This is a genomic window from Marinomonas sp. MED121 (genome assembly GCF_000153025.1).
Taxonomy (GTDB): Bacteria; Pseudomonadota; Gammaproteobacteria; order Pseudomonadales; family Marinomonadaceae; genus Marinomonas.
Window position 1 is genome coordinate 36,749 of record NZ_CH672436.1, and the last position, 24,585, is coordinate 61,333.

17 protein-coding genes and 4 pseudogenes are annotated in these 24,585 nt (G+C 40.3%); 13 read left to right on the top strand and 8 right to left on the bottom strand.

The annotated features are described in order from the left end of the window. Window positions 1–115: 115 nt before the first annotated feature. Window positions 116–2,722: a DNA mismatch repair protein MutS gene (gene mutS / locus MED121_RS22935; RefSeq protein ID WP_009836187.1), complete on the bottom strand. Its 2,607-nt coding sequence runs from the start codon at window positions 2,720–2,722 to the stop codon at window positions 116–118. A 114-nt stretch (window positions 2,723–2,836) separates the two neighbouring features. Between mutS and MED121_RS22940 the strand changes: the two genes are divergently transcribed. The 7 genes and pseudogenes from MED121_RS22940 to MED121_RS22970 all read left to right on the top strand — a co-directional run bounded on the left by MED121_RS22940 (window position 2,837) and on the right by MED121_RS22970 (window position 10,728). Further along, window positions 2,837–3,349, top strand: a complete 513-nt coding sequence (locus MED121_RS22940) for a CinA family protein (RefSeq protein ID WP_009836188.1) — start codon at window positions 2,837–2,839, stop codon at window positions 3,347–3,349. A 122-nt stretch (window positions 3,350–3,471) separates the two neighbouring features. Beyond that, a pseudogene (locus MED121_RS22945) lies at window positions 3,472–3,672 on the top strand (DNA recombination/repair protein RecA); the annotation flags it as partial. 116 nt (window positions 3,673–3,788) lie between these two features. Continuing rightward, on the top strand, window positions 3,789–4,856 hold the full coding sequence (gene recA, locus MED121_RS22950) for a recombinase RecA (protein WP_036181763.1): 1,068 nt from the start codon (window positions 3,789–3,791) through the stop codon (window positions 4,854–4,856). 18 nt (window positions 4,857–4,874) lie between these two features. Further along, entirely contained in the window at window positions 4,875–6,983 is a 2,109-nt protein-coding gene (locus tag MED121_RS22955; RefSeq protein ID WP_009836191.1) for a hypothetical protein, read from the top strand. Next, entirely contained in the window at window positions 6,983–9,046 is a 2,064-nt protein-coding gene (locus tag MED121_RS22960; RefSeq protein WP_009836192.1) for a site-specific integrase, read from the top strand. The genes MED121_RS22955 and MED121_RS22960 overlap by 1 nt, the downstream gene beginning before the upstream one ends. Window positions 9,047–9,065: 19 nt before the next feature. Further along, window positions 9,066–9,515, top strand: coding sequence for a hypothetical protein (locus tag MED121_RS22965; protein WP_131471015.1), 450 nt, complete (start codon window positions 9,066–9,068; stop codon window positions 9,513–9,515). Then, window positions 9,505–10,728: a site-specific integrase gene (locus MED121_RS22970; protein ID WP_009836194.1), complete on the top strand. Its 1,224-nt coding sequence runs from the start codon at window positions 9,505–9,507 to the stop codon at window positions 10,726–10,728. Before MED121_RS22965 ends, MED121_RS22970 begins: the two co-directional genes overlap by 11 nt. Before the next feature lie 169 nt (window positions 10,729–10,897). Here MED121_RS22970 and MED121_RS22975 read toward each other — a convergent pair whose 3' ends face one another. Both MED121_RS22975 and MED121_RS22980 read right to left on the bottom strand, forming a co-directional pair. Then, window positions 10,898–12,133 (bottom strand): Xaa-Pro peptidase family protein, encoded by a 1,236-nt coding sequence (locus MED121_RS22975; RefSeq protein WP_009836195.1) that lies wholly within the window; start codon window positions 12,131–12,133, stop codon window positions 10,898–10,900. 55 nt (window positions 12,134–12,188) lie between these two features. Then, on the bottom strand, window positions 12,189–13,079 hold the full coding sequence (locus MED121_RS22980; RefSeq protein WP_009836196.1) for a hypothetical protein: 891 nt from the start codon (window positions 13,077–13,079) through the stop codon (window positions 12,189–12,191). A 167-nt stretch (window positions 13,080–13,246) separates the two neighbouring features. Between MED121_RS22980 and MED121_RS22985 the strand changes: the two genes are divergently transcribed. Next, entirely contained in the window at window positions 13,247–14,110 is an 864-nt protein-coding gene (locus MED121_RS22985) for a LysR substrate-binding domain-containing protein (protein WP_009836197.1), read from the top strand. Window positions 14,111–14,484: 374 nt separating this feature from the next. On the opposite strand, the gene MED121_RS22990 is transcribed toward MED121_RS22985, so the two are convergent. The 4 genes and pseudogenes from MED121_RS22990 to MED121_RS24235 form a co-directional block, all read right to left on the bottom strand. Continuing rightward, the gene (locus tag MED121_RS22990; protein ID WP_009836198.1) at window positions 14,485–15,483 is read right to left on the bottom strand and encodes a zinc-containing alcohol dehydrogenase superfamily protein; all 999 of its coding nucleotides are present in this window, start codon (window positions 15,481–15,483) and stop codon (window positions 14,485–14,487) included. 100 nt (window positions 15,484–15,583) lie between these two features. Beyond that, the gene (locus tag MED121_RS22995; protein WP_009836199.1) at window positions 15,584–16,090 is read right to left on the bottom strand and encodes a lactoylglutathione lyase family protein; all 507 of its coding nucleotides are present in this window, start codon (window positions 16,088–16,090) and stop codon (window positions 15,584–15,586) included. 219 nt (window positions 16,091–16,309) lie between these two features. Further along, complete coding sequence (locus MED121_RS23000; RefSeq protein ID WP_009836200.1) at window positions 16,310–17,032, bottom strand: FAD-binding oxidoreductase; 723 nt, start codon at window positions 17,030–17,032, stop codon at window positions 16,310–16,312. Further along, window positions 17,025–17,854 (bottom strand): annotated as a pseudogene (locus MED121_RS24235) (IS3 family transposase); the annotation flags it as partial. The gene MED121_RS23000 and the pseudogene MED121_RS24235, both read right to left, overlap by 8 nt. A gap of 72 nt (window positions 17,855–17,926) precedes the next feature. Between MED121_RS24235 and MED121_RS23015 the strand changes: the two are divergent. Further along, window positions 17,927–19,015 (top strand): annotated as a pseudogene (locus MED121_RS23015) (IS3 family transposase). 17 nt (window positions 19,016–19,032) lie between these two features. Here the strand turns inward: MED121_RS23015 and MED121_RS23020 are convergent. Continuing rightward, window positions 19,033–19,355 (bottom strand): annotated as a pseudogene (locus tag MED121_RS23020) (transposase); the annotation flags it as partial. 185 nt (window positions 19,356–19,540) lie between these two features. Between MED121_RS23020 and MED121_RS23025 the strand changes: the two are divergent. From MED121_RS23025 to MED121_RS23040, 4 genes are all read left to right on the top strand, one after another. After that, window positions 19,541–20,755 carry a CoA transferase gene (locus MED121_RS23025; protein WP_009836206.1) on the top strand — a complete coding sequence of 405 codons (1,215 nt, stop codon included), beginning with the start codon at window positions 19,541–19,543 and terminating at the stop codon, window positions 20,753–20,755. A 61-nt stretch (window positions 20,756–20,816) separates the two neighbouring features. Beyond that, entirely contained in the window at window positions 20,817–21,674 is an 858-nt protein-coding gene (locus MED121_RS23030; RefSeq protein WP_009836207.1) for an enoyl-CoA hydratase, read from the top strand. A 79-nt stretch (window positions 21,675–21,753) separates the two neighbouring features. Continuing rightward, window positions 21,754–22,914, top strand: a complete 1,161-nt coding sequence (locus MED121_RS23035; RefSeq protein ID WP_036181767.1) for an iron-containing alcohol dehydrogenase — start codon at window positions 21,754–21,756, stop codon at window positions 22,912–22,914. A gap of 38 nt (window positions 22,915–22,952) precedes the next feature. Then, a complete protein-coding gene (locus MED121_RS23040) occupies window positions 22,953–24,449 on the top strand; it encodes a CoA-acylating methylmalonate-semialdehyde dehydrogenase (protein ID WP_009836209.1) in 1,497 nt (498 codons plus the stop codon). Window positions 24,450–24,585: the final 136 nt, after the last annotated feature.

Below are 24,585 nucleotides of genomic sequence, written 5' to 3' on the forward strand. Positions count from 1 at the left end.
CTTAAATAAAATTGCTCGTATTCTAGTGGCTAAGCTGGTTAAGCAGCAAGATGATATCCATTTAAAATATATGTAATCTAAATTAGATCTACTTATATGCTGCTTAAGCTTTTTGTTAAATCAGAGCCTGTAGTTCGTATAAAGCATCAAGGGCTTGTTTTGGTGTCGTATCGTCAAGCTTAATGCTTGAGAGCTTATCCTTTACCTCTTGATCTAAAGAGGAACTAAAAAGGTCTGCTTGCAATGGTGCTGCTTGGCTTTTTGGTGGTTTTGTATGTGTGGGGCTCTGGCTGATATCAAGGTCTTGATTTGAAAGCTCAAGTTCAGCAAGTTTATCTTTTGCTGCTTGAATGACATCTCGTGGTACCCCAGCTAATTGAGCAACTTGTAGTCCGTAACTCTGACTTGCTGCACCATCATGAACCTTATGTAAAAAGACAATCGAGTCTTCGTACTCAGTGGCAGTAAGGTGTACGTTAGCAGCATTTTTAAGCTCGTCTGCTAATAGTGTCAGTTCAAAATAATGGGTAGCAAATAGCACATTACATTTTACCTGATTAGCTAGATGATCCACGGCAGACCAGGCTAAAGAAAGGCCATCGAAGGTGCTTGTGCCACGGCCAACCTCATCCATTAGAACGAGGCTTTTTGGTGTGGCATTGTTGAGAATATTTGCAGTTTCAGTCATTTCAACCATGAAGGTAGAGCGACCACCTGCTAAGTCATCGGATGAACCCATACGGGTAAAGATTCGATCAACCAAAGAAAGGTTTGCTGCTTCTGCTGGTACAAAACAGCCTGTATGGGCAAGTAAAGTAATGAGCGCAATTTGTCTCATATAAGTAGATTTACCCCCCATATTAGGGCCAGTAATCATTAATAAAGAGCGTTCGGGACTCATTATCAAATCATTTGGAATGAAAGGTTCTGTGATAACTGATTCTACTACTGGATGCCTGCCTTCAAGTATTTCTATCCCTGGTTTGTCCTCAATGACTGGCCTGACATAGCGATGACGCTCCGCACGCTCAGCAAAGTTTGCTAGCACGTCTAATTCCGAAAGAGCATTACTGCTGGTTTGTAGTGCAATAAGTTCTTCATTAATGGTGCCAAGGAGTTGCTCGTAAAGGTGTTTCTCGCGGGCTAGTGCTTTGGATTTTGCGCTTAGAGCCTTGTCTTCAAATGTTTTAAGCTCTGGGGTAATAAAGCGTTCAGCATTTTTAAGTGTTTGACGGCGTACATAATCAACGGGGGCTTGATCAGAATGCAAGCGGCTGATCTCAATATAGTAGCCGTGTACACGATTAAAGCCGACTTTAAGTGAGTTGATCCCAGTACGCTCTTTTTCTCTTTGTTCAAGCTCAGCAAGGTAATCAGTCGCATTAGTGGATAAAGCTTGTAGCTCATCTAGTTCACCATCATAGCCTTTGGCAAAAATACCACCATCACGCACAACGGAAGGTGGATTCTCAACAATGGCAATGGCTAATTCCTGAGTTAATTCAGGGAGAGGTGAAAGTTGCTGATTGAGGGCTTGAAGGTGGGCGTCATCAATAGCAATTAGGTGCTGTTTAATCTTTGGAATCGCTTCAAGCGCAAAACGTAACCTGAGTAAGTCTCTTGGTCTGGCTGAGCCCAATGCGACACGCGCTAGAATACGCTCTATATCACCGACCTCTTTAAGCTCTGGCTTAATCAAGTCATAAAGGTAATTGTTTATGAGATTCTGAACCGCATCTTGTCTTGCGTTGATAATGCTTAAGTTGCGGCTAGGCTGATGCAGCCAGCGCTTCAATAATCGACTTCCCATTGGGGATGAGCAGCGATCAAGGACAGACGTTAAAGTATTACTTGTGCTACCTGAAAGATTGAGATCTATCTCAAGGTTACGTCTAGTCGCCCCGTCAATTTGTACGCTTTCATCTTTGTGTTCAAGGGTAATTGCTTGGATATGAGGTAGCGCCGAGCGTTGAGTATCTTTAGCGTATTGAAGCAGGGCGCCTGCAGCTGCGATGGCCGCGCTGAGCTCTTCACAACCAAAGCCGGTTAGATCTTTGGTGTCGAACTGCTGTATTAACTGGCGATAGCAAGATTCATAATCAAAATGCCAAGGGCCAAGCTCACGTACGCCTTTTTCTAATGTGATAAGATTTCTGCTGGGGAAATCTTCCGAGACTAATATCTCAGTTGGGGCTAAACGTTGTAATTCGCTGTCAAAAGCGTCAACGCCTTCCACTTCAAATACAGAAAAACGACCACTGGCCATATCTAAATAAGAGAAGCCATAGATATCCTCTTGCTTACGAGATAAGTGAGCAATGGAGACTAAAAGGTTTTCTTTTCTTTCTTCTAAAAATGCTTCATCACTTAATGTACCTGGAGTGACAATCCTTGCTACTTGGCGCTCAACAGGGCCTTTGCTGGTGGCGGGATCTCCCACTTGCTCGCAGACAACAACAGACTCCCCCATGCGAACTAATCGAGCAATATAGTTTTCGGCGGCATGATAAGGGATGCCAGCCATGGGAATAGGTTGACCACCAGAATGTCCTCTAGAGGTCAAAGTAATATCAAGTAAGTGTGCGGCTTTCTTTGCATCATCATAAAAGATTTCATAAAAATCACCCATACGATAAAAAAGTAATTCATTGGGGTGCTGTGATTTCAGCCCAAAATATTGACGCATCATAGGTGTATGGTTATCTTTTGCCGCTTGACTCATGGTGTAGATCGCTCGATTGTTATCCTTAAATTAGGGCGCTATTCTACGGCAAAAGCCCGATAGGTTTAAGCGCTTGTTTTAGCATTCTAGAACTTCGTTAAGGAGAGATTCAAATTGCAGGAAATTAAAGATCCAAATCAAGATGTAATGGCTCTGGTAAAGGGGGTTGCTGATCATTTAACGCTACATAAAAGAATGCTGATAACCGCTGAGTCATGCACTGGTGGAATGATAGGTGCTAGCTGTACTCAATTAGCCGGTAGTTCGGCTTGGTTTTTTGGTGGTTTGATTAGTTACGACAATTTGGCTAAAGAGCGCATGTTGCAAGTGAGCCATCAAAACTTAGAAAAGTTTGGTGCTGTTTCACAAGAGGTGGTTGAGCAAATGTGTGCTGGTGCATTGGGGTATGGCGTTGATGTTAGTGTTGCTGTGAGTGGCGTAGCTGGGCCTGGTGGTGGCAGTGATGAAAAACCTGTCGGCACAGTTTATATCGGTTGGCAAAGTAAAGCGTCATTGGCTAAAGGTGAGCAAGCAATTGTTAGGCGTTATCAGTTCGAGGGTGACCGTGATGCAATAAGGAGTTTAACTCTGCTCAATGCTCTGCAAGGGATTTTATGGCTGGAATAAGGTGCAAAATCAGACCTCAATAAAAATACTGTTTTTTTATACAGTGTTTTGTTGAAGTCCTGAATAAAAAGCGTTAGAGTTCAGCATAACAAAATTACTCACATATTCGAAAGGTTTTAAACATGTCATCTATAGCTGATAGCAAGAAAAAAGCGTTAGACGCTGCGCTCTCTCAAATTGAACGTCAGTTTGGTAAAGGTGCCATCATGAAGATGGGTGAAGGCGCTAAATTAGATATTGAGACTGTTTCGACTGGTTCTCTAGGTTTGGATATCGCGCTAGGTGCTGGTGGCCTTCCTTTCGGTCGTATTTGTGAAATTTATTAATACCAAATAGCAAAGTGGTACATATTTAAAATTCACCCGTATATGGGTTTTATATGAGTTTTTTCTTACAGTACTAGTACATGTGATGAATTTAAAAAAATATAGGTATAATGATGGACTCTAAAGTTACTGAATCAAATAAGAAAAAAGCACTTGATGCAGCTTTGTCACAAATTGAGCGTCAGTTTGGGAAAGGCGCCATAATGAAAATGGGTGACAAGCCTCGTGAAGCTATACCAAGTGTTTCAACAGGCTCACTAGGTTTAGATATAGCATTGGGGATTGGAGGACTTCCACTGGGTCGTTGTATAGAACTATACGGACCTGAAAGTTCTGGTAAGACAACCCTAACGCTTAGTACAATTGCACAGGCTCAAAAACAAGGTTACACGTGTGCTTTTATTGATGCAGAGCATGCTCTCGATCCTATTTACGCTGAGAAGCTTGGCGTGAATCTAGATGAGTTACTTTTATCTCAGCCTGATACTGGAGAGCAAGCGCTTGAAATTTGTGATATGTTGGTTCGTTCTAATGCTGTAAATTTAATCGTAATTGACTCAGTAGCAGCTTTAACACCAAAGTCTGAAATTGAAGGTAATATGGGTGACTCTCATGTAGGGTTACAAGCTCGATTAATGTCTCAAGCTCTCCGTAAACTTACAGGAGCTGCAAAAAACGCAAACTGTATGATTGTGTTTATTAATCAGATTCGAATGAAGATTGGTGTAATGTTTGGTTCGCCTGAGACAACAACTGGTGGTAACGCGCTTAAATTCTATAGTTCTGTCCGTCTAGATATTCGTAGGATTGGTTCTGTAAAACAAGGTGATGAAGTCGTTGGTAACGAAACACGTGTTAAAGTTGTTAAAAACAAAGTTTCACCCCCTTTTAGACAAGCTGAATTTCAAATTATGTATGGTGCTGGTATCTACCATATGGGAGAAATTATTGATTTGGGTGTGAAGCAAGGTCTAGTTGATAAGTCTGGAGCTTGGTACGCGTATAAAGGTGCTAAAATAGGGCAAGGAAAAGCAAATGCGGCTAAATACCTTGAAGATAATATAGATATTGCGAATGAGATTGAGGCTGAAATTCGGAAACAACTCATCCAGACTACCACTAATAAAGAAGCAGAAGAGAGTAAGGCAACTAAAGAAGAAGTTCAAAAAGATCTTCTATAAACTATATACAACAGTTAGGTGCTAGAAATAGCATCTAACTTCTCTAAGGATGTAAAAATTAATTTTAGCAAAAATCGAGATTTCACTTTATATTCGGACACATTACCTCAAAAATTTCTTCTAAATGTTGTAGATGCATGGCAAATGCTTAGTGCAACATTTAAATCTGAATCTACAGAAAAAACTTACTATGAGCACATCTCAAGGTGGCTAGCTTTTTTAAAAGAAAGGCCAAAACATTTGGTTTGGTGCTATGTTGAATTAAATAGCATTTCAATACAGGAAGAGTTTCTCGCTTGGCAAAACCTTCTAACCGAATATCGAAACTATATACTTGAATCTTACCCCAAAGTAGAGCAAATAAAGACTCGTAACAATAAATTAGTTGGAGTCCGAAAGCTATTAGAGTATTTGACCTATAAAAAAGCTATACCTCATGGCCTTATTCTAAATGGATGGAAAGAAGATCACAGGCTTGGCCAGGGTACAACATTTTTATCTAATGACTTTTACCAACTAATAAATAGAAGTAAACATGACCTGCAAAAGCTTGTAGATTTATTAGATGATAATGACATATCGCTCGATGAGGATGTTATATCTTTTATTAAGCACACACTTGAATATACTGAAGACGATTCTGATTTCAGCCCAACCTCCCTAGTAATTACTTCACTGCAAAGTAGAGCGTCTCAGCTCAAAAATGAAGCTGCTAAAGATTATTTTTCATATATCAAGGCCACAAATAAAGCTAAAGAATGGGCTAATGATATTAAGATAAGTGCTATAGCAGATACATTCCATAAAGTAATGTTATCGAATGACTACCCACATTCTAAAAAGCATCTCTATGATGGTGTATTAGAAGGAAACTCAATCCCAGTTCTAGTAAATTATTTAATACGTTATAACGAAGGAAGACTTCTTTTAAATGAAGACCCACGATATGGGCTTCTTTGGAATGCAGAAAGAATGGTTCAGTATAACTACAATCGTGAAGTCATTAGGTGGCATCTAGGCTGCTCAAATTATGCCATCGTTTGTGCTTTTACGTTTATTTTGCTTGAAACCAATGCTAATACAACAAGTATTTGGGAGTTAAAAGAGAGTGATCTCATTGATTGTGATATTAACTACTTTCAACTTAATTGGACTAAAAGGAGGCAGCGAGGACACGAGGCTAAACATAGAATACTTCCAATGCGCGTTGACAAGCTTTCTCCACAAACCCTCACGGTAAGAGATGTGTTTATTCACCAAATAGAATGCCGTAAAAAATTTCTAAAGAATGTATTTGAAAGAGATAGAGAGTACCTATTTATAAATTGGCACAAAAATCATATAAAAAATGGTGTGAATAAGCATATTTATGTGCCGACAAGACCGACATTAGAGTGTTTTAATCGTATTTTTAAACTACTTTGCAAAAAAGCATCTAATGACGTGTGGGTGACAACACCTAAAGCGATTAGGGGGAGCGCTCTACTACTTACGGGGCTTATAACTCGAGATGCAACAGCTGTAATGATGGAGGGACAACATAAATCTTTAAATATGGGTAAACGTTATACATATCATTACCCTGAAATATGGTTGCAAGATAAAGAAATACGATCATTTCTTAACTGGTACCAGGCATTATTGACTATTAATATTGAGGGTTTTGCTGAGAAAATTGGTATTGACCCCGTTTTATATGCTGAAAATAAAGAATTGGCTATAGAACTTCATCAAAAAGAAACACAAAAAGCCATTAATCAGCAATTTGGGGGTATTCATTGTATTGACCCCACTGCTGGAGTTCAGCCTGGCACAAAAGTTGGCAGTGTGTGCAATAAGGTAGATCGATGCCCAACATGCGCTCAACGTAGAGGTGTATTTGTTACTTCAACCAATAATTTAGCCAACGTTATTCAGTGGCATGAGACTCTTCAGCAATTAAAGCATGTATTGAATGATGATGATTTTTATAAATGGCGAGTTTGGCATGTTTTTACAACTCTTATTATTGATACCTTTTTAAAGGATCCAACCCATGCTCGATTAGTTAGACGAGCAAATGAAAAAGCAGAAGTCACTCAAAACCCTTACTTAAGCCTAATACCTGTCAATGAGGTAATAACTTAATGGGATTGGCAATCATTAACTATGTCCAATTTTTTACAGATACTAGCAACAGAAATGATATTGGATCTCTTAGAATAAGATGGTTTAAAAACTGTACTTATGAGTCAAATGTTTGGATTTTACAAGACACAAGGAACATGAAAAGAACTTATGAAATTGATTGGGAGAATGTTCATGTTGGCCCGAAAGGTCAGAGGTTAAATGAGTTTTATGGTGTTGTGGAATTGATAAAAATGAGCCTCTTGATAAGAGCCTCGACGACGGATAAAAGCCAAGGTATGACTACTTCACCGGAAGCATTGTTTAAGACAGCTAACATGCTCATTAACTTTTATCGATATCTCTTGTATTCCCCTAAAATTTCAAATCTATCCAGCATTAATAGTTCGATTATTGAACAGTTGATAAATGATTATACTAAAAAGGGGCTAATAGAGCGTCTAGATTTAGATCGTCGTGCCGTAAAGCACCTCAACGCAATTCTTTCTAATGGAAAGCTTGAGGATTACACTAAAAGAAGGGGAGCCTTAAAATACCAAAATACAAGGTTAGAGTTCGATCATGATAAATTTTCTGCTGAGCTTGGGGTAGGCTCTCGTGTTCTACAAAATGCAAAAGAATATCAATTTCTTAAGTGTAAAAAATTAAAACCAATAGGTTATGTATTTAAGGGAGATGGTGAGGTCAAAAGTGATTTTAGAACTCAGTCAGAAACTTCAATCAGAAAATCATTGTCAGCCGTATCAAGCTTAATGCGACAAATCTATTTAATGCCCGACTTATTTGCTGAAAATCATAGGTTGGAGCGTATGTGGTTGGAAGACTTAAAAGTTTCCAAGCTTTCTAAAAAAATGGCCTCAACTTTTAGTTCAAAGACACGGAACATACCACGTAATGTTATGTATGAAGTTATGGACGAGGCTATCCGTTGGATTATTGATTATGCTCCATCTTTGCAAAACCAATTTCATTTAGCTCAGAAGGTCTATAGAGAAAAGTTGGAAGGTATAAAGGATTATGGAAAAGGTGGGAGTTATGAGTCAAAAAAACATTATGCTAGAAAGCTCACTGCTCAATGGCTTAGGGATAATAAACTAATTAACTTTCCGCACCCTGTAACATCATTTCGGCATCAAAGAACGTCTATAGAGCAAATAGTTAACAAGCATCTCGTTTCTGCTTGTTTGCTTGTTATATTTGCATTTACTGCCCGTCGTAGGGATGAAGTTTATGGGCTTAAATCTGGTTGTGTTTACGAAGAAGGAGGGCTCTGGTATTTAATTGTGGATCAAGAAAAGTTTAATCAAGGAGAGCGAGCATTACCAACATTGAAAATTGTAGCTAAAGCAATTTCTATTCTTGAAGAGCTATCAGCAAACGCTCGTGAAATGGGTCAGTTTGATAATCTTTTGCAAGTCACTGACGCAATTTATAATCATGGTAGAGCCTGGCCGGATTTTAATGGTTTTTGTGATTATGTAGGGATAGCGTCAAAAGATGAAAACGGTAAACCGTTTACATTTGCAGACCACCAGTTTAGACGCTTTCTAGCTATGGCATATTACTACCAATACCGTGACCCTAGTCTCTTCACGCTCAATTGGTTTTTAGGACACGAGTCAATTGCAATGACGATGGAGTACATCACTGACAGCAATGGACAGTGGGAGATGCAGCAAGTAAAGAATGAGCGAATAATAGATTTAATCGAGGAAGATTACAGACCAGATCAGTCGTTAGTTGGTAACGAAATTGCAGCGCTATTTGGAGCCATTGAAGGCCAGAGCGAAAAGCGTATTTTAAAAATGGAAGCTAAAGGAAGATTAGTAGACAAGTATGTATTAAGTTTTGTTAGAGATGGAGGCTGCTTTGGCTTAACACCTCATATAAAAGAGAGAAGTAAATGTATAGAAAATGGTGCTATACAGTACTCTAGCGCAACGAAAGGTAGTTGTAAAAATTGCCCAAATTTACTACCTGTTCAACTACCAATTAACGGACTTGATTTTACGGATTTAATTTGGTCTTCATCATCTATACTTGAGGCAATGCAGAATGAATAATGGTCTAAAAGACGTCTTCATGCAAAAGGTAGAATGTAAAATAAAAGCGCTGGAGAATTATAAAGGCGGTTTAGATATAGACTTTACATTGCCCAATAAATTTTCATTAAATTGGTTTGTATCGTTTTCAGAAGGAAAGTACGAGAGCTTATCAAAATCTACCAAAAGCATTAAAAGTGGTACAGTATTAAATAAGCGTGTTATAGCACTTTTAAGTGAATGTGAAGAGCGCAGAAAAAGTGACAATAAACAAAGTCAGCCTAAAGCCAAAGAGCACCAAAATTTAATCAAAAGGCTAAGAGAAGAGCTAGAAATTACAAAAAGAGAAAGAAATGCTCAAGCAGAAGAAAATATTGAGCTTCGTAGGCAGCTAATTGATACTAAAAGAAAGGTTCAAATATTTCGAGCACAGATACGTGATCAAAATACGAATCGAAAAATTCTTAGTATGAAAAATAATGAGTCATAAAGTTTTAAGGTTGCCCAATTGCCCTAAAGTAATATTCTCATCTGGTAGAACTGTTGTACCTATCACAGAATGGCTAATCCAACGTAAGTTTTCAGATTTATTTAACGATAAGACTGTGCGAGCTAATGCAGCTCATTTAGCTCACTGGCTTGATTATTGTGAATCTGAGAAAATAGATTACCTAATAGACCCAACGACACTTACAGTTCAACGATATCGTGATGAGTCGCTTGTTGAGCTATCTAATGAAAACTGCAACCTCTATTTAACTTCAATATGCCACTTTTATTGGTGGTGTCAAAACAATACTTCTTACTGCTCAAATATGATTGGGTGGCCAAATAAAAACACTGATATTGATTTTAATATTATAGTGAAGAAATCCTCAAAAGGCTCAAGTGGGTTCGGTATTCCATTTTTAAAAGCAACTATTCAAAAAACAATGAAGTACATTCCAAAAGCACATGAGGTGCGATTGTTGAATGATTATTTATCGAAAGAGATTGAAAATCAGGCCGGATCAGCGGGTCTTTTTTTAGCTATTAGAAATCAATTGATGGTTCGGTGGGTGACAGAGGCGGGATTACGAGCTGAAGAGATTGTTTCATTACATGTTTCTGACTTACCTAAATTGAGTGAAATGAACTCCTATTTGGTAAAAGTATTAATTCATCGTGGGACTAAGTATGGCAAGCGAAGAAATGTTGAGGTCACGGCAAGCTTGGTAAAAGCCACTTGGGATTATATTGAATATGAAAGAGGTGAAATTATAGATGAGTTATGGGCAAACCATAGAGATATTGAAAATGTTTTTATCAATGGCGGAAATAAATCTAAATCAGCAAAAATGGATCAAAAAACGTTTTATTCATTATTAACCTCCTTTAACCCAAGGCTAAACCCACATGCTTTAAGACGTTTCGCGCTAACAAGATATGCAGCAAGGTTGATTAGGGTCGAACGTAACATTAGGAGAAAAAGCAATGACCTCAAGCAAATTGATGTAATGCATGTAGAGCAAGCATTAAGACTACAAGCCGGTCATCAATCTATAACTACTACCATAAAATGGTATGTTAATTATGCGTTAGCAATAGATTTAAGCAAGGAAGAAATGGAATTAATGAGCATCAGAATTGAAGAGTTAGAGTGGGAGCTTGAGATGCTAAAGTCCAGACATAATGAAAGCATAGATTTACGAGAGTTTACGTAACTTAAAATTAGTAACTGTCAGATCTAGTCGGAACTAATACAATTAAGGCGCATTGCTCGACTTATTCGCATGTTCCCTAGTTTTCTGTTGCTTTGAAAGCATTTTTTGCAGGAAATAAATCAGTGAAAGAGAGAAACCCCAAAGGCTCCTCTCTTTCATGGTGTATCAGTTAAGGAGCCATTAAACGTTCATCAAATGGGTAATCTGATAGTAGCTCGATGTGGTTTTCGCCGATATAGATTTGTTCTTCCAGTTTGACCCCTTCGCCGCCGTCTTCATGACCAATGTAACTCTCGACGCAGATGGTCATTCCTGGTAAAAATATGCCGTCATAACCTTTGTCATCAATGTCTTCTCGGTGAACAACGTATGGATATTCACCGGTCATACCTACCCCATGGACCAAGGCAAAGTAGCGATTTCTTTTGTAACTATCTGGAATGCGCCATGCGCGCTCAGCGTATTCTTTGAAACTACGGCCCGCCTGCAATAGGTGGATGTTGGTCATGACTTGCTCATGGGCAAGTTTGTACAGCTCTTTTTGTTTTGCCGTGGCTGGCATGTCCCCGCATAAGAAGGTTCGAGAAAAATCAGCGTAATAGCCGTACTTACCCACTACGTCGGTATCCAGCGCAACCAAATCTCCTGCTTCGATTGGCCGTGAGCTGCACTCCTGAAACCATGGATTTGTACGTGGGCCAGATGAGAGCAAACGCGTTTCAACATAATCACCATCGGTGGCGATAACATGTTGGTGAAGATGAGACCAAAGCTCATTTTCACTGATGCCGGGCTTTATCTTACTTTCCATGATACGCACGCCTTCTTCCGTTGCTCTTAAACTGGCGCGGATCATCTTGAGCTCGTTCGGCACTTTGATGCAACGTGCTTGTTCTAATGGTTCTTGTGCGTCGAATATTTGATAGCCCAGCTTTTGTAGTTCAAAGGCCGCAGCAGACGTCGCGCTTTCAATGGCAATGCGTTTGGACTTTTTACCCGTACTTTTAATGACTAGCTCATCAATTTCAGCAGCCCACTCGGCGGTGACGTTACCTAGGAAGCTTTCGCAAAAATAGTAAGAAATGGCTTTTGCTGGACGAACCTCGTCAACAGTATTAAGTGTTTCCGCAAGGTGAAGACAACCGCCAAATTCAAACATTACGACTGAACCTTGAGCAGATATAAAGGCATAACGTGCTGGGTTACGCGCTGAGTAAACCTGCATATTGCGGGAGCCTGTGGCGTAGCGAATGTGTGTTGGATCAAATAATACGCAAGCGTCCAAATTTCGTTTGATTAATTCATTACGTACGCGTTGTAGGCGATCCAATTGGATTTGTTGGATTTCACGATCAGTTGGTTGACAATCAGACGGTGTGCGGTTTGGGGCAATTATATGTGTCATTTTAATTAACCTTTGATAAAGGAGATAAAATTAAGGCGTTTAAGAAGTACGCTGATTAATCGATAAGGGCATCACGTCGGATTTTATTTGCCTCGGAAATTAAATGCGCCTCAGAAAGGCGTCCGTATAACTGGCGTGTGCGTTCTGCACGACCAATGATGTTCGGTTGTTCGGAATATGCAAAAATAGCAGTGTGGCGCTCGGTTTCTCCACCCACTTTGGTAACACGATGCACAGAGAAACGGCCTTTGAAAATTTGCAAGTCGCCAGGATTCAACTCTAGTTTTTTGACGCTGGAGTGATCTTTATTGCCCACTACATCCAACACTCCATTAAGGTTTTCGCTATCATGGGTACGAATCATAGGTGAATATTCAAATACGCCCCCTTGTTCTGGCTTTTGTGTCATCATGCTGACTATGAATTCGTTTGTATCGAAATGCCAAGGCTGCTGTGCATACTCGGGAATCACGTTAATAACTAAACCAGCGAAAGGATCGGCGTATTCATAAATGACTTCTTCTTGAAGGCAGGCGGCGATAAATCGCTTCATCATCGGTGAAACATAAATACGATGAATAATTGTATCTGGGGCGATCATATCTCGGGTAACGAAACCACTGGTGCGTTCCATGAAGATACGACGTGGATCGTTTTGGGGCAGGCTGGTGTCATCTTCTGTAAAGTAAGTGTTCACCATACGCTTAGAAAAGAATGTTTTTTCCGATAGGGCTCGGCTCTCTTCTACTGCCTTTTCGAGCGCCTCCGGCTTTAAAAATTTTTTTAGTACACAGCAACCATCTTCCGCTAGCTCTTTTCTTGCGTACTCAATTAATTCGTTCAGGGTGACGTCGCCATAGTTGTTGATAGGGTAGCAATCTGTATTGACAATATCGCTGATGTCACCGATTTCAGCATCTCCTAGGGTGATATTTATCAGAGCCATTTTAATCCTCCTCAAATGAAGAAAGTTGTTTAAGAAAGTGAATTCAGTATCTTGATAAATATTTAAAAATAGAAACGATTTAAAATAATAGAATCCATCGATATTATTAATAGTTACATTGGAATGATAATTGCTTATTTATTTTTTTATATTCAATGAGATGTTAAATGAAAAATATTGATTCAGATTTATTGAGAACATTTGTTGCTGTATATGAGTGTAATGGTTTTTCATCAGCGTCTGAGTGTTTGAATAAAACTCAATCAACTATTAGTCAGCGTTTATTAAAATTAGAAGATATGATTGGTTGCTCATTAATGCAGCGTACTAGTCGTAATGTAAAGTTAACGCCTGCGGGAAAAGATTTTTTAGTGTATGCTCGACAAATATTGAAGCTGCATGCGGAAGCGATTGATGTTGCTAAATTAGCACAAAAGAATACTACTTTAAAAGTCGGTGTGCCCGATGATTATGCGCAACGCTTTTTAACACCGGTGTTGAGATTTTTCAGAGAAACTTATCCGGATCTGATCCCTGAAGTGGTATGTGAAACGTCGGTTCGGCTGATTGAAAAAACCATGCATGGCGAACTGGATATGGCGCTCTCTATCAAGCATGACAACACTATTCCGGGCGAGTTTGTTTGTAATGAGCCCCTTATATGGGCGGCAAGTCCCGATTATCTTGTGCAGGGGCGAGAGGTGATTCCATTGTCCGTTTATCCTGAAGGCTGTATTTTTCGCTCCAATGGGATCGGCGCCTTAGCGAAACACAGCCTGCCTTGGCGGGTTGCGTTCACCAGTCAAAGCCCAAGCGGAATATCAGTGTCCGTTAATAGTGGTGACAGTGTTACCATTACTAGTAAACGATTATTGCCGGATAACTGGCGAGTACTAACAGAAGAGGAAGGATTCCCTAAAATCAAATCTGCAGAACTAATGCTCTATCATTCACCAGTATTTGATAATCCATTTTCAAGTTGTTTTGAAGAAAAGCTACTGGAGTCACTTGGTGTCATCTCGCCTGATTGAGCCCTTCTTATCACACACTGTATGTGCTTTGTCAGGGCAATACCATTTAGCAATTCACGATAAATCGTGTCTCTGTGGCATTTAATGATGTAAGCTATTTCAGAGACGGAAAATTTTCGTTTTAAAAACACTGAAATTAGATATCTTTTGCCTTCGGTCAACTTGGGAGAATTCATGTTAGTACTGCTTTGTTCTGTGGTTAGAAGAAGTGTACCGACGTCAGAAGTTGGCTTTTTCTACACCTGATTTGCAGTGTCGAAATTATTATCTGAATTTAGGCCTAATAATTCTTTTATTTGATTATATGTTGCCTTATTTTTTTAACTAGGGAACCTTCGAATAACCTGACTTGTTCGCAGGTTCCCTAGTCGAAGCTAATATTTATAACCCTCTTTTTTAGAAGCTACAAACTTAGCCTTTTTGCCTGCTTTTAACGCAGAAAGAGCATTAGGGATGTCTAAAAAATCTACTATTACTATTCGATCTTTAATAATATCTTTGTGATTTTTATAAAGGTAATCAAACCCAGCTTGTAAACTATTAATTTCGCGGAGTGAAAAATATTTATGAAAAGTATTCAGTGCTACCTCATGAAGTGATATTGCCTTGTCAAAACTAGGGAAGGGGTTATTATCTATACGATCTTGAATTGTGACTAAATGAGAATTAACATCCAAGAATGGGTATAACGATTCTGCACTCTTTTTACTTACTGTATCAACTGCAGAATAAGCCAATTTTTGACCTAAATAATTATTTAATTCAGTTTTCCAATACTTATCATTATAATCAAAAAGCTTAGAAACTCCTCGTTCTCTTAAGTTGGTATGGTGCTCAGCGCTTGCGATTGCAATAACTTTAAAACCTCGCTTTAATGCTAATTCTGTCACTAGTCTGCCAACCAAACTACCAGCCCCGTTCACAATAAAGCACTCATCACGAATGACCGGGATTTTTTCGATAGTTTGCCATGCAGTAAGACCTGCACACATTAGAGCTGAAGCTATATTAAAATCAACATCATTTTCTAATGGAAATACTAGTTTACTATCAACTTTAGTATAACGTGAATAGGAGCCATGACTTGAGAGGCTTTGATGATAAGCAACTTTATCTCCCAAATTAACTTTTGCTTTAGGCCCAACAGCCGTGACTATTCCAGCACCATCAACACCTGCTACTTTATAACCATCATCACCTACCATATTGGGATTTATTACCTTCCAGTCAACAGGGTTTAGTGCAATGGCGTGATTCTCAATAAGGATATCACTTTCTAATAATATAGGTTTTTCTAAGGTTAATAATTTTAATTCCTCAGGACCTTTAGTGGATTTATTAAATACCCATGCTGTATTGACTTTATTATCCATATATCCTCCAATATAAAATTTTTATTATCATATACTCTTTATATAAAATACCTGCTAGTTATTTAACAGGTATTCTTAAAAATATTCATTAGTTAAATGCTTAATTGTAAGCGCCAGCAGCATAATGTAGTTCATAACTATGGCTATATATTTCTATAACATTACCAAAAGGGTCCTCCATAAAAATCATTCGATATGGCTTTTCTCCAGGAAAGTAGAAGCGAGGTTTTTTCATTCGCCTTTTTCCTCCGGCCATAACAATTCGATCTGCTAATCCTTCCAAGTCAGGGTCTTGAATACAAAAATGAAACACGCCAGTTTTCCAATATTCAAAATTATTTTCACGACTTTCTTGCTTTTCAAATTGAAATAGCTCAATTCCAATTCGATCCCCTGTCGACATATGAGCAATTCTTAACGAACCCCATCCTTTGCCAAGTGCATCGGTACACATCTCTCCTATATCTGAATCATCTTCAACGAGATCAGTTGGCTCCATTATTAAGTAAAAACCAAAAACTTCTGAATAGAATTTGACTGCCTCCTCTAAGTTAGGAACAGAAAGGCCAATATGAGAGAAAGTCCTTGGGTAGATATTATCATTCATTTTAAGCTCACTTTATTTATTTGATCGACATAATCAATAATAGCAATCATTAAAAATCATTAAAAATTATTAAAAGTTATTAAAATCATTACGTTTTGTACTTAAATTCTTGTTCATTGCTTTGCCGAGCATTGAATCGCCCCTAGTTTTCTAGATACCCTATAGCTACACTAAAAGCAGAGCCTCCATCTGTGCTCTTATTCATATTAACAATTTCTCCTAGAAAAAACGTTTAGGTAAAAAAGGAGTTATAGCAATAAACGGAACTTGATCTAACATGAGCTCAGCTATCAAGCGTCCTGTTGTAGGCCCAGTGCTAAAGCCAACATGTTGATGTCCAAAGGCCAGCCAAACATGCTTACATTTAGGATGCGGACCAATAGCAGGTAGCGAGTCTGGTAACGTAGGTCGATTACCTTTCCAAAGACTATTATTGGTAGGTTCTCCTAAAACAGCACTATTTTGTACTGACTTAATTGCCTTTTCTAATTGAACTGTATTAATTTCAGCGTCTTTATCATTCAATTCAGAGCCGCTAGTGAGACGGTATCCTTGGGTCATTGGTGATAAAACAAATGCATAATCTACATCATAAATTGGACGGGTTAATATCTCGCCTTGTGGATAAGCAAAATGTTTATGGTAGCCACGTTCAAAACACATAGGTAAAGGACTTGATATGGTTTTCAATAAATCATTCGACCAAGGTCCGGCAGCTATAACCACCTCATCCGCAATATATTGATGTCTGCCATGTAAAATAACTTTCTCGTTTCTCTTGCTAAGTCGTTTGATATCATCACGTATCACTTGTCCGCCAAGCTTAACAAATAAGTCGATATAGCTTTGTGTAATTTCACCTGGATGATCAACAGATACAGCATCTTTAATATGTATTCCACTACGATAGATGGGTTGAATCGCCCCTAGTTTTCTAGACACTGCTTTGCTTCAAAAAATAGTTCTTTTCATACTCCATAGGTGACAAGTTATTATTATTTCCATGACGTCGAGTTGGATTATAAAACAGCTCAATATAATTAAATATATCTGCTTTACCTTCTTCTTTGCTCTTATAAATTCTACGGCGAATACGCTCTCGTTTTAACAGTGCAAAAAAGCTTTCTGTACACGCATTATCATGACAGTTGCCTCTACGACTCATGCTTGGCACTAAATTATTCGTTTTAAGCATACTTTGCCAATCATAGCTCGTGTATTGAGACCCTTGATCTGAGTGAACAATAACCTCACCCTTTGGCTTGCGTCGCCAGTAAGCCATTGTAATAGCATTAAGTACCAAATCTGTACTATACGGCTACCCATAGACCAGCCAATGACTTGTCTTGAAAATAGATCAATGATCACAGCAAGAAAAAGCCAGCCTTCTCGTGAACGAATGTACGTAATATCAGTTACCCAAACGGTATTTGGTTTTTCAACGTCAAACTCTCGGTTAAGTAGGTTAGGTGCAACCGTTGATAGTTCTGTGCCGCCATAGTTATTTTTCCTCTTATAGCCTCGCTGAGCTTGAAGCCCTTCCGTTCGCATCAGTTGATATACGCGGTTCTTACCACACAGTTCACCTGTTGCTTGTAAATCTTTATAGACCTTGCTATAGCCATAAACACAGCCATTTTCTAGCCAATATTGTTTTATAAAACCCAGTAAATAATCATTATCTTTAGCACGTTTGCTTACAGGACTTGAAAGCCAAGCATAAAAACCACTGGGATGAACGTCTAATGCGCTACAAAGTGTGCGAGTAATCCCCCCGAAAAATAATAGAGGTCAGTTGTAGAGTTTTCTAATAAGCTAATTACTAGGGAGATCACGATGAAAAATAAAACCTATTCAGACAGTCAAATCATGGGCATCTTAAACCAAGCCGAGGCAGGTGTGCCCGTGGCGGAGCTGTGTCGCGAGCATGGCATTGGTAATTCAACTTTTTATAAGTGGCGAGCCAAGTACGGTGGTATGGATGCCTCTTTAATCACTCGAATGAAAGAGCTCGAAGAAGAAAACCGTCGTCTTAAAAAGATGTATGCCGAAGAAAAACTCAAGGCAGAGATCATACAGGAAGCCATGGCAAAAAAGTGGTGAAGGCCGCTGACCGTAAGCCGATGGCCAAACAGGCTGTGGTGACTTATCACCTCAGTATAGCATCTGCCTGTCGGACGTTTAAGATCAGCGAGACCTGCTACCGTTATCAGCCTAAACTTAATGATGAGAATCAGTTGATTGCTGAGCGATTAATCGGGCTGACCCAAAATCAGCGTAACTGGGGCTTTGGGCTATGTTTTCTCTACTTCAGAAATGTCTGTAGTTATCCATGGAACCATAAGCGTGTTTACCGTATTTATCGTGAGCTACAGCTCAACATGCGCATCAAACCTCATAAACGCTTAGTCCGTGAAAAGCCTAAACCCTTAGCGGTGCCAGAACAAATCAATGAATGAATGTTGGTCAATGGATTTTATGCATGATCAACTCTCAGATGGTCGACGTTGCTGTTTGTTTAACGTGATTGATACCGACCTATCCTTACCGGCAGAACGTGTCATACGCTCACTCAATCAGATTATTGAGTGGCGAGGTAAACCTAAAGCGATACGGTGTGATAATGGCCCTGAGTATATCAGTGATAAATTGGCAAGTTGGGCACAAGAAAACAGCATTGAGCTCAGTTTTATCCAACCGGGCAAACCACAGCAAAACGCTTATATAGAGCGATTTAACCGTACAGTGAGATATGATTGGTTAAGCCACTACCTGTATAAAGATATTAAGGCGCTTCAGGATAAAGCAACACACTGGTTATGGACTTACAATAACGAGCGACCTAACATGGGCATTGGTGGCATTACACCGATACAAAAAAGGCGTTTAACGCAAACTTTAAAGTCTACACCTGAACTCCATTAAAAATGGGGGGATTACCTGCGCACTGGATATTTTTGTCTGCGAGCTTTTATGAGCGTGTATTTTTCTTCGACTCGGTGGCAAAGAGCACGGCGGCTTCCTTTAAGATGTCGCGCTCTTCTGTTACACGTTTAAGTTCAGCTTTAAGTTTGCGCAACTCATCAGAATTGGATTGTTTTTCTTGGTAGGAGTGTGCGTTTTCGCCATAGCGATCACGCCAGTTATAAAGGCTTTTAGTCGTAATCCCTAAACGCTTAGCGACATCAGCGATTGAATAACCACCTTCAGTTACCTGTTTAACCGCTGCTACCTTAAATTCTTCGTTGTATCGTTCGCCGGCCATGTTGGGCTCCTCTTTAAGTACATTATATAGTTAAAGAGTGTCTAAGAAAGTGGGGGTGGTTCATATCAATACCTATACTAAAGTCTATATTGATTCATTATTGCTTGTGGCGTAGTTTAATTTTGATACGTTATGTCTCATTATTGATTGAGCATGAAATGTAATTAACCATCGGACTAGTAATTATGAATCAAGTAAATAAAACTGATGATAAGTTAGGCCCTTTATCAGGCATCACTGTGTTGGACTTCTCCCGAGTTTTGGCAGGTCCATACTGCACAATGGTTTTAGCAGATCTTGGTGCAAGAGTTATCAAGATTGAAAGGTTTAGTACTGGTGATGACACTAGAGCATTTGGTCCTTTTATAGGTGACGACTCAGCTTATTTCATGTGCTTCAATCGCGGTAAAGAAAGCATTTCACTGGATATCAAATCACCACGTGATAGAGAGTTATTAGAGCGCATGTTGGATAGTTGCGATGTTGTGGTTGAGAACTTTCGTCCTGGTGTTATGGAGCGCCTAGGTTATGGTCCTGAACGTCTTGCTAAAACACATCCACATATTGTTTATTCATCCATTTCAGGTTTTGGTCACAGTGGCCCATTTAGCGAATTACCGGGCTACGATATGGTGGTACAGGCGATGGGGGGGGTAATGAGCCTGACTGGGTGGCCTGATGAGGAACCGGCTCGAGTAGGTACGAGCTTTGGCGATTTAGGAGCTGCGCTGTTTGGAGCGATTGGTATTTTGTCGGCACTTTATAGTCGCACTCGTGATGCGCAAGGTACCAGAGTTGATATAGGAATGTTGGATTGCCAGGCTGCATTGATGGAAACAGCACTAGCAAGATATGACGTGGAAGGGATTGTTCCCACAAGAACGGGGGATAATCATCCATCGTTAGCACCCTTTGAAACTTTTACTGCAAAGGATGGTAAGTTCGTAATTTGTGCAGGTAATGACACACTATTCTTGTTAATGATGGATGCTCTAAGGGCTCCTCATATGGCTTTGGAGCCGCAATACTTAACGAACGATTTACGTGTTCAAAATCGCAAACAACTGGTGAAAGATGTTGAGACGCTAACCCTCTGTGAGCCCATGCAGCATTGGATTGACGCTCTTAATGAAGCAGGAGTCCCCTGCTCGCCTATCAACACAATTGACAAGTTATTTACTCACCCGCAGCTATTAGCGCGAAATATGATTGTTAAAGTAAAAGGCGAAAACGAAAGAGCAATTCGAACAGCTGGTAATCCAATCAAAATGAGCTCATTAGATGAAGTTGATCCTGAGGTACCACTGAAATCTCCGGGGCTTAACGAACATCGAGAAGCTATCTTAGAAGAATTAATGGCCAAGAACGGTGCATATGCCCCTACAGAGCCAACACTATAGCCTCACAATTCAGTAGGCATTCCTCCAACATTACAATTACCCGAGAAGAGAGAGTCGAATAATGAAAACAAAAAATAGCGCTAAAGCTAAGCCTGTCGACACAAATCAAGAAAACATAGCAACTGCGGATAATGCAGAATCTGTGGCCCCAGTGGAAACGATACTTGTCGAGCGTCGTGAGCGGGTGGGCATTATTACGCTACATCGCCCCAAAAGCCTGAACGCCTTGAGTAGACAGCTTGCTAGAGAAGTTGTTGATACTTTGAAGGCTTTTGACGCTGACGATAACATTGGAGCAATCGTTATTATCGGCAGTGCGCGAGCGTTTGCCGCTGGCGCAGATATTGAGGAAATGGCAAATTTGAGCTATTCCGAGTTCTACTGTGACGACATTTTTGCACCTTGGGATGAGCTGCGCTTAATTAGCAAACCGATCATTGCCGCTGTGAGTGGTTATGCGCTAGGCGGTGGCTGTGAACTAGCATTGATGTGTGATTTTATCATTGCCTCAGAAGACGCTCAGTTCGGACAACCGGAAATCAAATTAGGTATTTTACCTGGTATTGGTGGGTCTCAACGTTTGGCTAATGCCATCGGTAAATCACTCGCTATGGACCTTGTTCTGACAGGTAGGACAATTGATGTACATGAAGCAAAAGCGGCTGGCTTAGTTGCGCGAGTGGTCCCCGCTAAAGAGTTGTTACAAACCGCATTGGAAGCGGCACATACCATTGCAGGCTACAACAACCCTGCTGTACGTATGGCGAAAGAAGCTGTTAATGTCGCTTTTGAGACCAGCCTTAGTGAGGGCATACGTCATGAACGTCGGTTATTCCAAGCAGCCTTCGCTACAGAGGGGCAAAAAGAAGGCATGCATGCGTTTATCGCTAAGCGCGCCCCAGTTTTTCGCCACAATTAAAAACGTAAAACAATAAGTGGTGCGCCTTATGATAGTACGAAACCACTTATTAATATGATCAATACAGACAGGAGTTGTTATGTCTTCTCAAGTTGTTCTACCAAGGATTATGCAGGTTGGAGAAAATGCTAGCCTGGAAATCCCTAACATATTAATTAGCCTTAACTGTAAACGTCCGCTAATAATTACTGACAAAATGATGGTGGAGCTCGGCTATGCCCGACGTATAAAAGATTGCTTAAGCGAAGATCAAATTAGCGCCGATATTTTTGATGATACAGTGCCTGAACCCACGGTTCATTCTATTCAAGCGGGCGTTGAGAAAGCACGCGAGGGGAATTACGACTGTATTATTGCCCTTGGCGGTGGCAGTCCAATCGATAGTGCCAAGGCAATTGCAATACTGGCGAAGCATGGTGGGGTCATGCAAGATTATCGTTTCCCACGTATGGTCATAGAGCAAGGCTTGCCTGTGATAGCTATACCGACTACGGCGGGGACAGGCTCTGAAGTCACAAGGTTTACCATCATCACCGATGAGAGTAACGACGAGAAAATGCTCTGTGTCGGTATGGGTTTTATGCCTATCGCAGCGTTAGTTGATTACAAGCTAACGATAAGCTTACCTCCACGGATCACCGCCGATACAGGCATTGATGCGCTAACGCATGCGATGGAGGCTTATGTGAGTAAAAAAGCCAATGCCTACAGTGATAGTCAGGCAATTGCTTCGATAAAACTAATTGGCCCTCATTTGAGAAAAGCCTACCACAAGGGTGAAGATCAGCAAGCTCGAGAAGCAATGATGCTTGGCTCAACTTTGGCGGGTATTGCATTTTCTAACGCATCGGTCGCACTGGTTCATGGTATGAGCCGCCCAATCGGTGCGTTTTTTCATGTCCCTCACGGTCTGTCGAATGCCATGTTATTACCTAGTGTTACTGCCTTTTCAATTCCTGCTGCGCCAGCACGTTATGCGGATTGCGCACGGGCGATGGGAGTAGCAACGGTACAAGACAGTAATGATACTGCCAATCAGAAACTGTTGATTGAGCTGCAAGCATTAAATGAAGAGTTAGCGGTGCCAACACCACAACAGTTCGGTATTAATCGCGACACATTCTTCGATGTCTGTCAAACAATGGCCGAACAAGCGCTGGCCTCTGGCTCTCCTTCCAATAATCCCATTGAACCTTCTATCAACGAAATGGTCGCCATTTATAAAGGCTTGTGGGATTAACGTTAGTTATTAACATTTTATCTATTTAGGAATTACTTATGAATACTATTGGACATTTAATCAACGGCGAAATCTGTTCTGACGCCGAACGCACTCAAGATGTGTTTAACCCGGCAACGGGGCTGGCGACAAAGCAAGTCGCACTAGCCTCAGTTGAAACTGTCGAACAAGCGATTAGTTGTGCCCAATCAGCATTTCCGGCTTGGCGCAATACTCCTGCTATTAAACGCGCACGGGTGATGTTTCGCTTTAAAGCCTTACTAGAAGCGAACGCCGATAAAATTTGCCAGATGATTGGTGAAGAACATGGAAAAATTTCACATGATGCAGCGGGTGAATTACAGCGCGGGATTGAGAATGTTGAATATGCTTGTGGTGCACCAGAGCTAATGAAAGGGGAGCACAGTAAAAATGTGGGTCCAAACATTGATTCATGGAGCGAATTTCAGCCGTTAGGCGTGGTTGCTGGTATCACCCCTTTTAACTTTCCTGCGATGGTACCTTTGTGGATGTTCCCGATGGCAATTGCTTGCGGTAACTGCTTTATCTTAAAGCCATCGGAGCGTGATCCAAGCTCAACCTTGTTTATTGCTCAGTTATTAAAAGAGGCAGGGCTACCTGATGGTGTGATGAATGTCGTCAATGGAGATAAAGTCGCGGTTGATGTTTTGTTATCTGATGAGCGTGTTAAAGCAGTTAGCTTTGTCGGTTCAACACCCATTGCTGAATATATATATGCCACTGCTAGCGCTAATGGAAAACGGTGTCAGGCATTGGGAGGAGCAAAAAATCACGCCATCATAATGCCTGATGCCGATATGGAAAATGCCGTTAGTCAGCTGCTCGGTGCTGCATTTGGCTCTTCGGGTGAGCGTTGTATGGCACTGTCTGTTGCGGTTGCAGTAGGAAGCGAGGCTGGTGATGCTTTGGTTAACAGTATGACACAGGCAATGTCAGGCTTAAAAGTAGGTGCGTATAGCGATAGTAGTAATGATTTTGGTCCTGTTATCACAGCACAGCATCGTGACAAAGTAGTGGGTTATATCAATCATGCTGAAGAACAGGGGGCCACTATTGTGGTTGACGGTAGAGAACCTGAAGTTAAAGGCTACTGCGACGGTTTTTTTGTTGGTGGTACATTAATCGACAATGTGGCTCCAGATATGGTGAGTTACAAAGAGGAGATATTTGGGCCCGTTCTGCAAGTGGTGCGAGTTAATACAATGCAAGAAGCAATGGACTTAATAGATGATCATGAATATGGAAACGGTACATGCATTTTTACACGTGATGGTGAAGCAGCTCGATATTTTTCTGACAATATCAAAGTCGGTATGGTTGGAATTAATGTGCCATTACCTGTGCCTGTTGCTTATCATAGTTTTGGCGGTTGGAAACGCTCATTATTTGGTGATTTACACGCCTATGGTCCAGACTCAGTTCGTTTCTACACAAAGCGAAAAACCATAACTCAACGTTGGCCTTCAGCTGGGGTTCGTGAGGGTGCTGTTTTTTCAATGCCAACTATGAGTTGATTTTCATTAAGCAGTTTTTGCCTTGATATCTCTATGACAGGGGGGCGATACTAATATGAGACTTCTGCATAACTCGATAAATTGATTTATCGTGAAAAAAAACATCAATATGATCAAAGATTAATATTATTTGTTA

Excerpts from the sequence above, each read along its gene's own strand:
- MED121_RS22975 (WP_009836195.1), bottom strand. The coding sequence starts at position 12,133 with ATGACACATATAATTGCCCCAAACCGCACACCGTCTGATTGTCAACCA.
- MED121_RS22980 (WP_009836196.1), bottom strand. The coding sequence starts at position 13,079 with ATGGCTCTGATAAATATCACCCTAGGAGATGCTGAAATCGGTGACATC.
- mutS (WP_009836187.1), bottom strand. The coding sequence starts at position 2,722 with ATGAGTCAAGCGGCAAAAGATAACCATACACCTATGATGCGTCAATAT.
- MED121_RS23035 (WP_036181767.1), top strand. The coding sequence starts at position 21,754 with ATGTCTTCTCAAGTTGTTCTACCAAGGATTATGCAGGTTGGAGAAAAT.
- recA (WP_036181763.1), top strand. The coding sequence starts at position 3,789 with ATGGACTCTAAAGTTACTGAATCAAATAAGAAAAAAGCACTTGATGCA.
- MED121_RS22985 (WP_009836197.1), top strand. The coding sequence starts at position 13,247 with ATGAAAAATATTGATTCAGATTTATTGAGAACATTTGTTGCTGTATAT.
- MED121_RS22965 (WP_131471015.1), top strand. The coding sequence starts at position 9,066 with ATGCAAAAGGTAGAATGTAAAATAAAAGCGCTGGAGAATTATAAAGGC.
- MED121_RS23030 (WP_009836207.1), top strand. The coding sequence starts at position 20,817 with ATGAAAACAAAAAATAGCGCTAAAGCTAAGCCTGTCGACACAAATCAA.
- MED121_RS22970 (WP_009836194.1), top strand. The coding sequence starts at position 9,505 with ATGAGTCATAAAGTTTTAAGGTTGCCCAATTGCCCTAAAGTAATATTC.
- MED121_RS23025 (WP_009836206.1), top strand. The coding sequence starts at position 19,541 with ATGAATCAAGTAAATAAAACTGATGATAAGTTAGGCCCTTTATCAGGC.
- MED121_RS22995 (WP_009836199.1), bottom strand. The coding sequence starts at position 16,090 with ATGAATGATAATATCTACCCAAGGACTTTCTCTCATATTGGCCTTTCT.
- MED121_RS22960 (WP_009836192.1), top strand. The coding sequence starts at position 6,983 with ATGGGATTGGCAATCATTAACTATGTCCAATTTTTTACAGATACTAGC.
- MED121_RS23040 (WP_009836209.1), top strand. The coding sequence starts at position 22,953 with ATGAATACTATTGGACATTTAATCAACGGCGAAATCTGTTCTGACGCC.
- MED121_RS22990 (WP_009836198.1), bottom strand. The coding sequence starts at position 15,483 with ATGGATAATAAAGTCAATACAGCATGGGTATTTAATAAATCCACTAAA.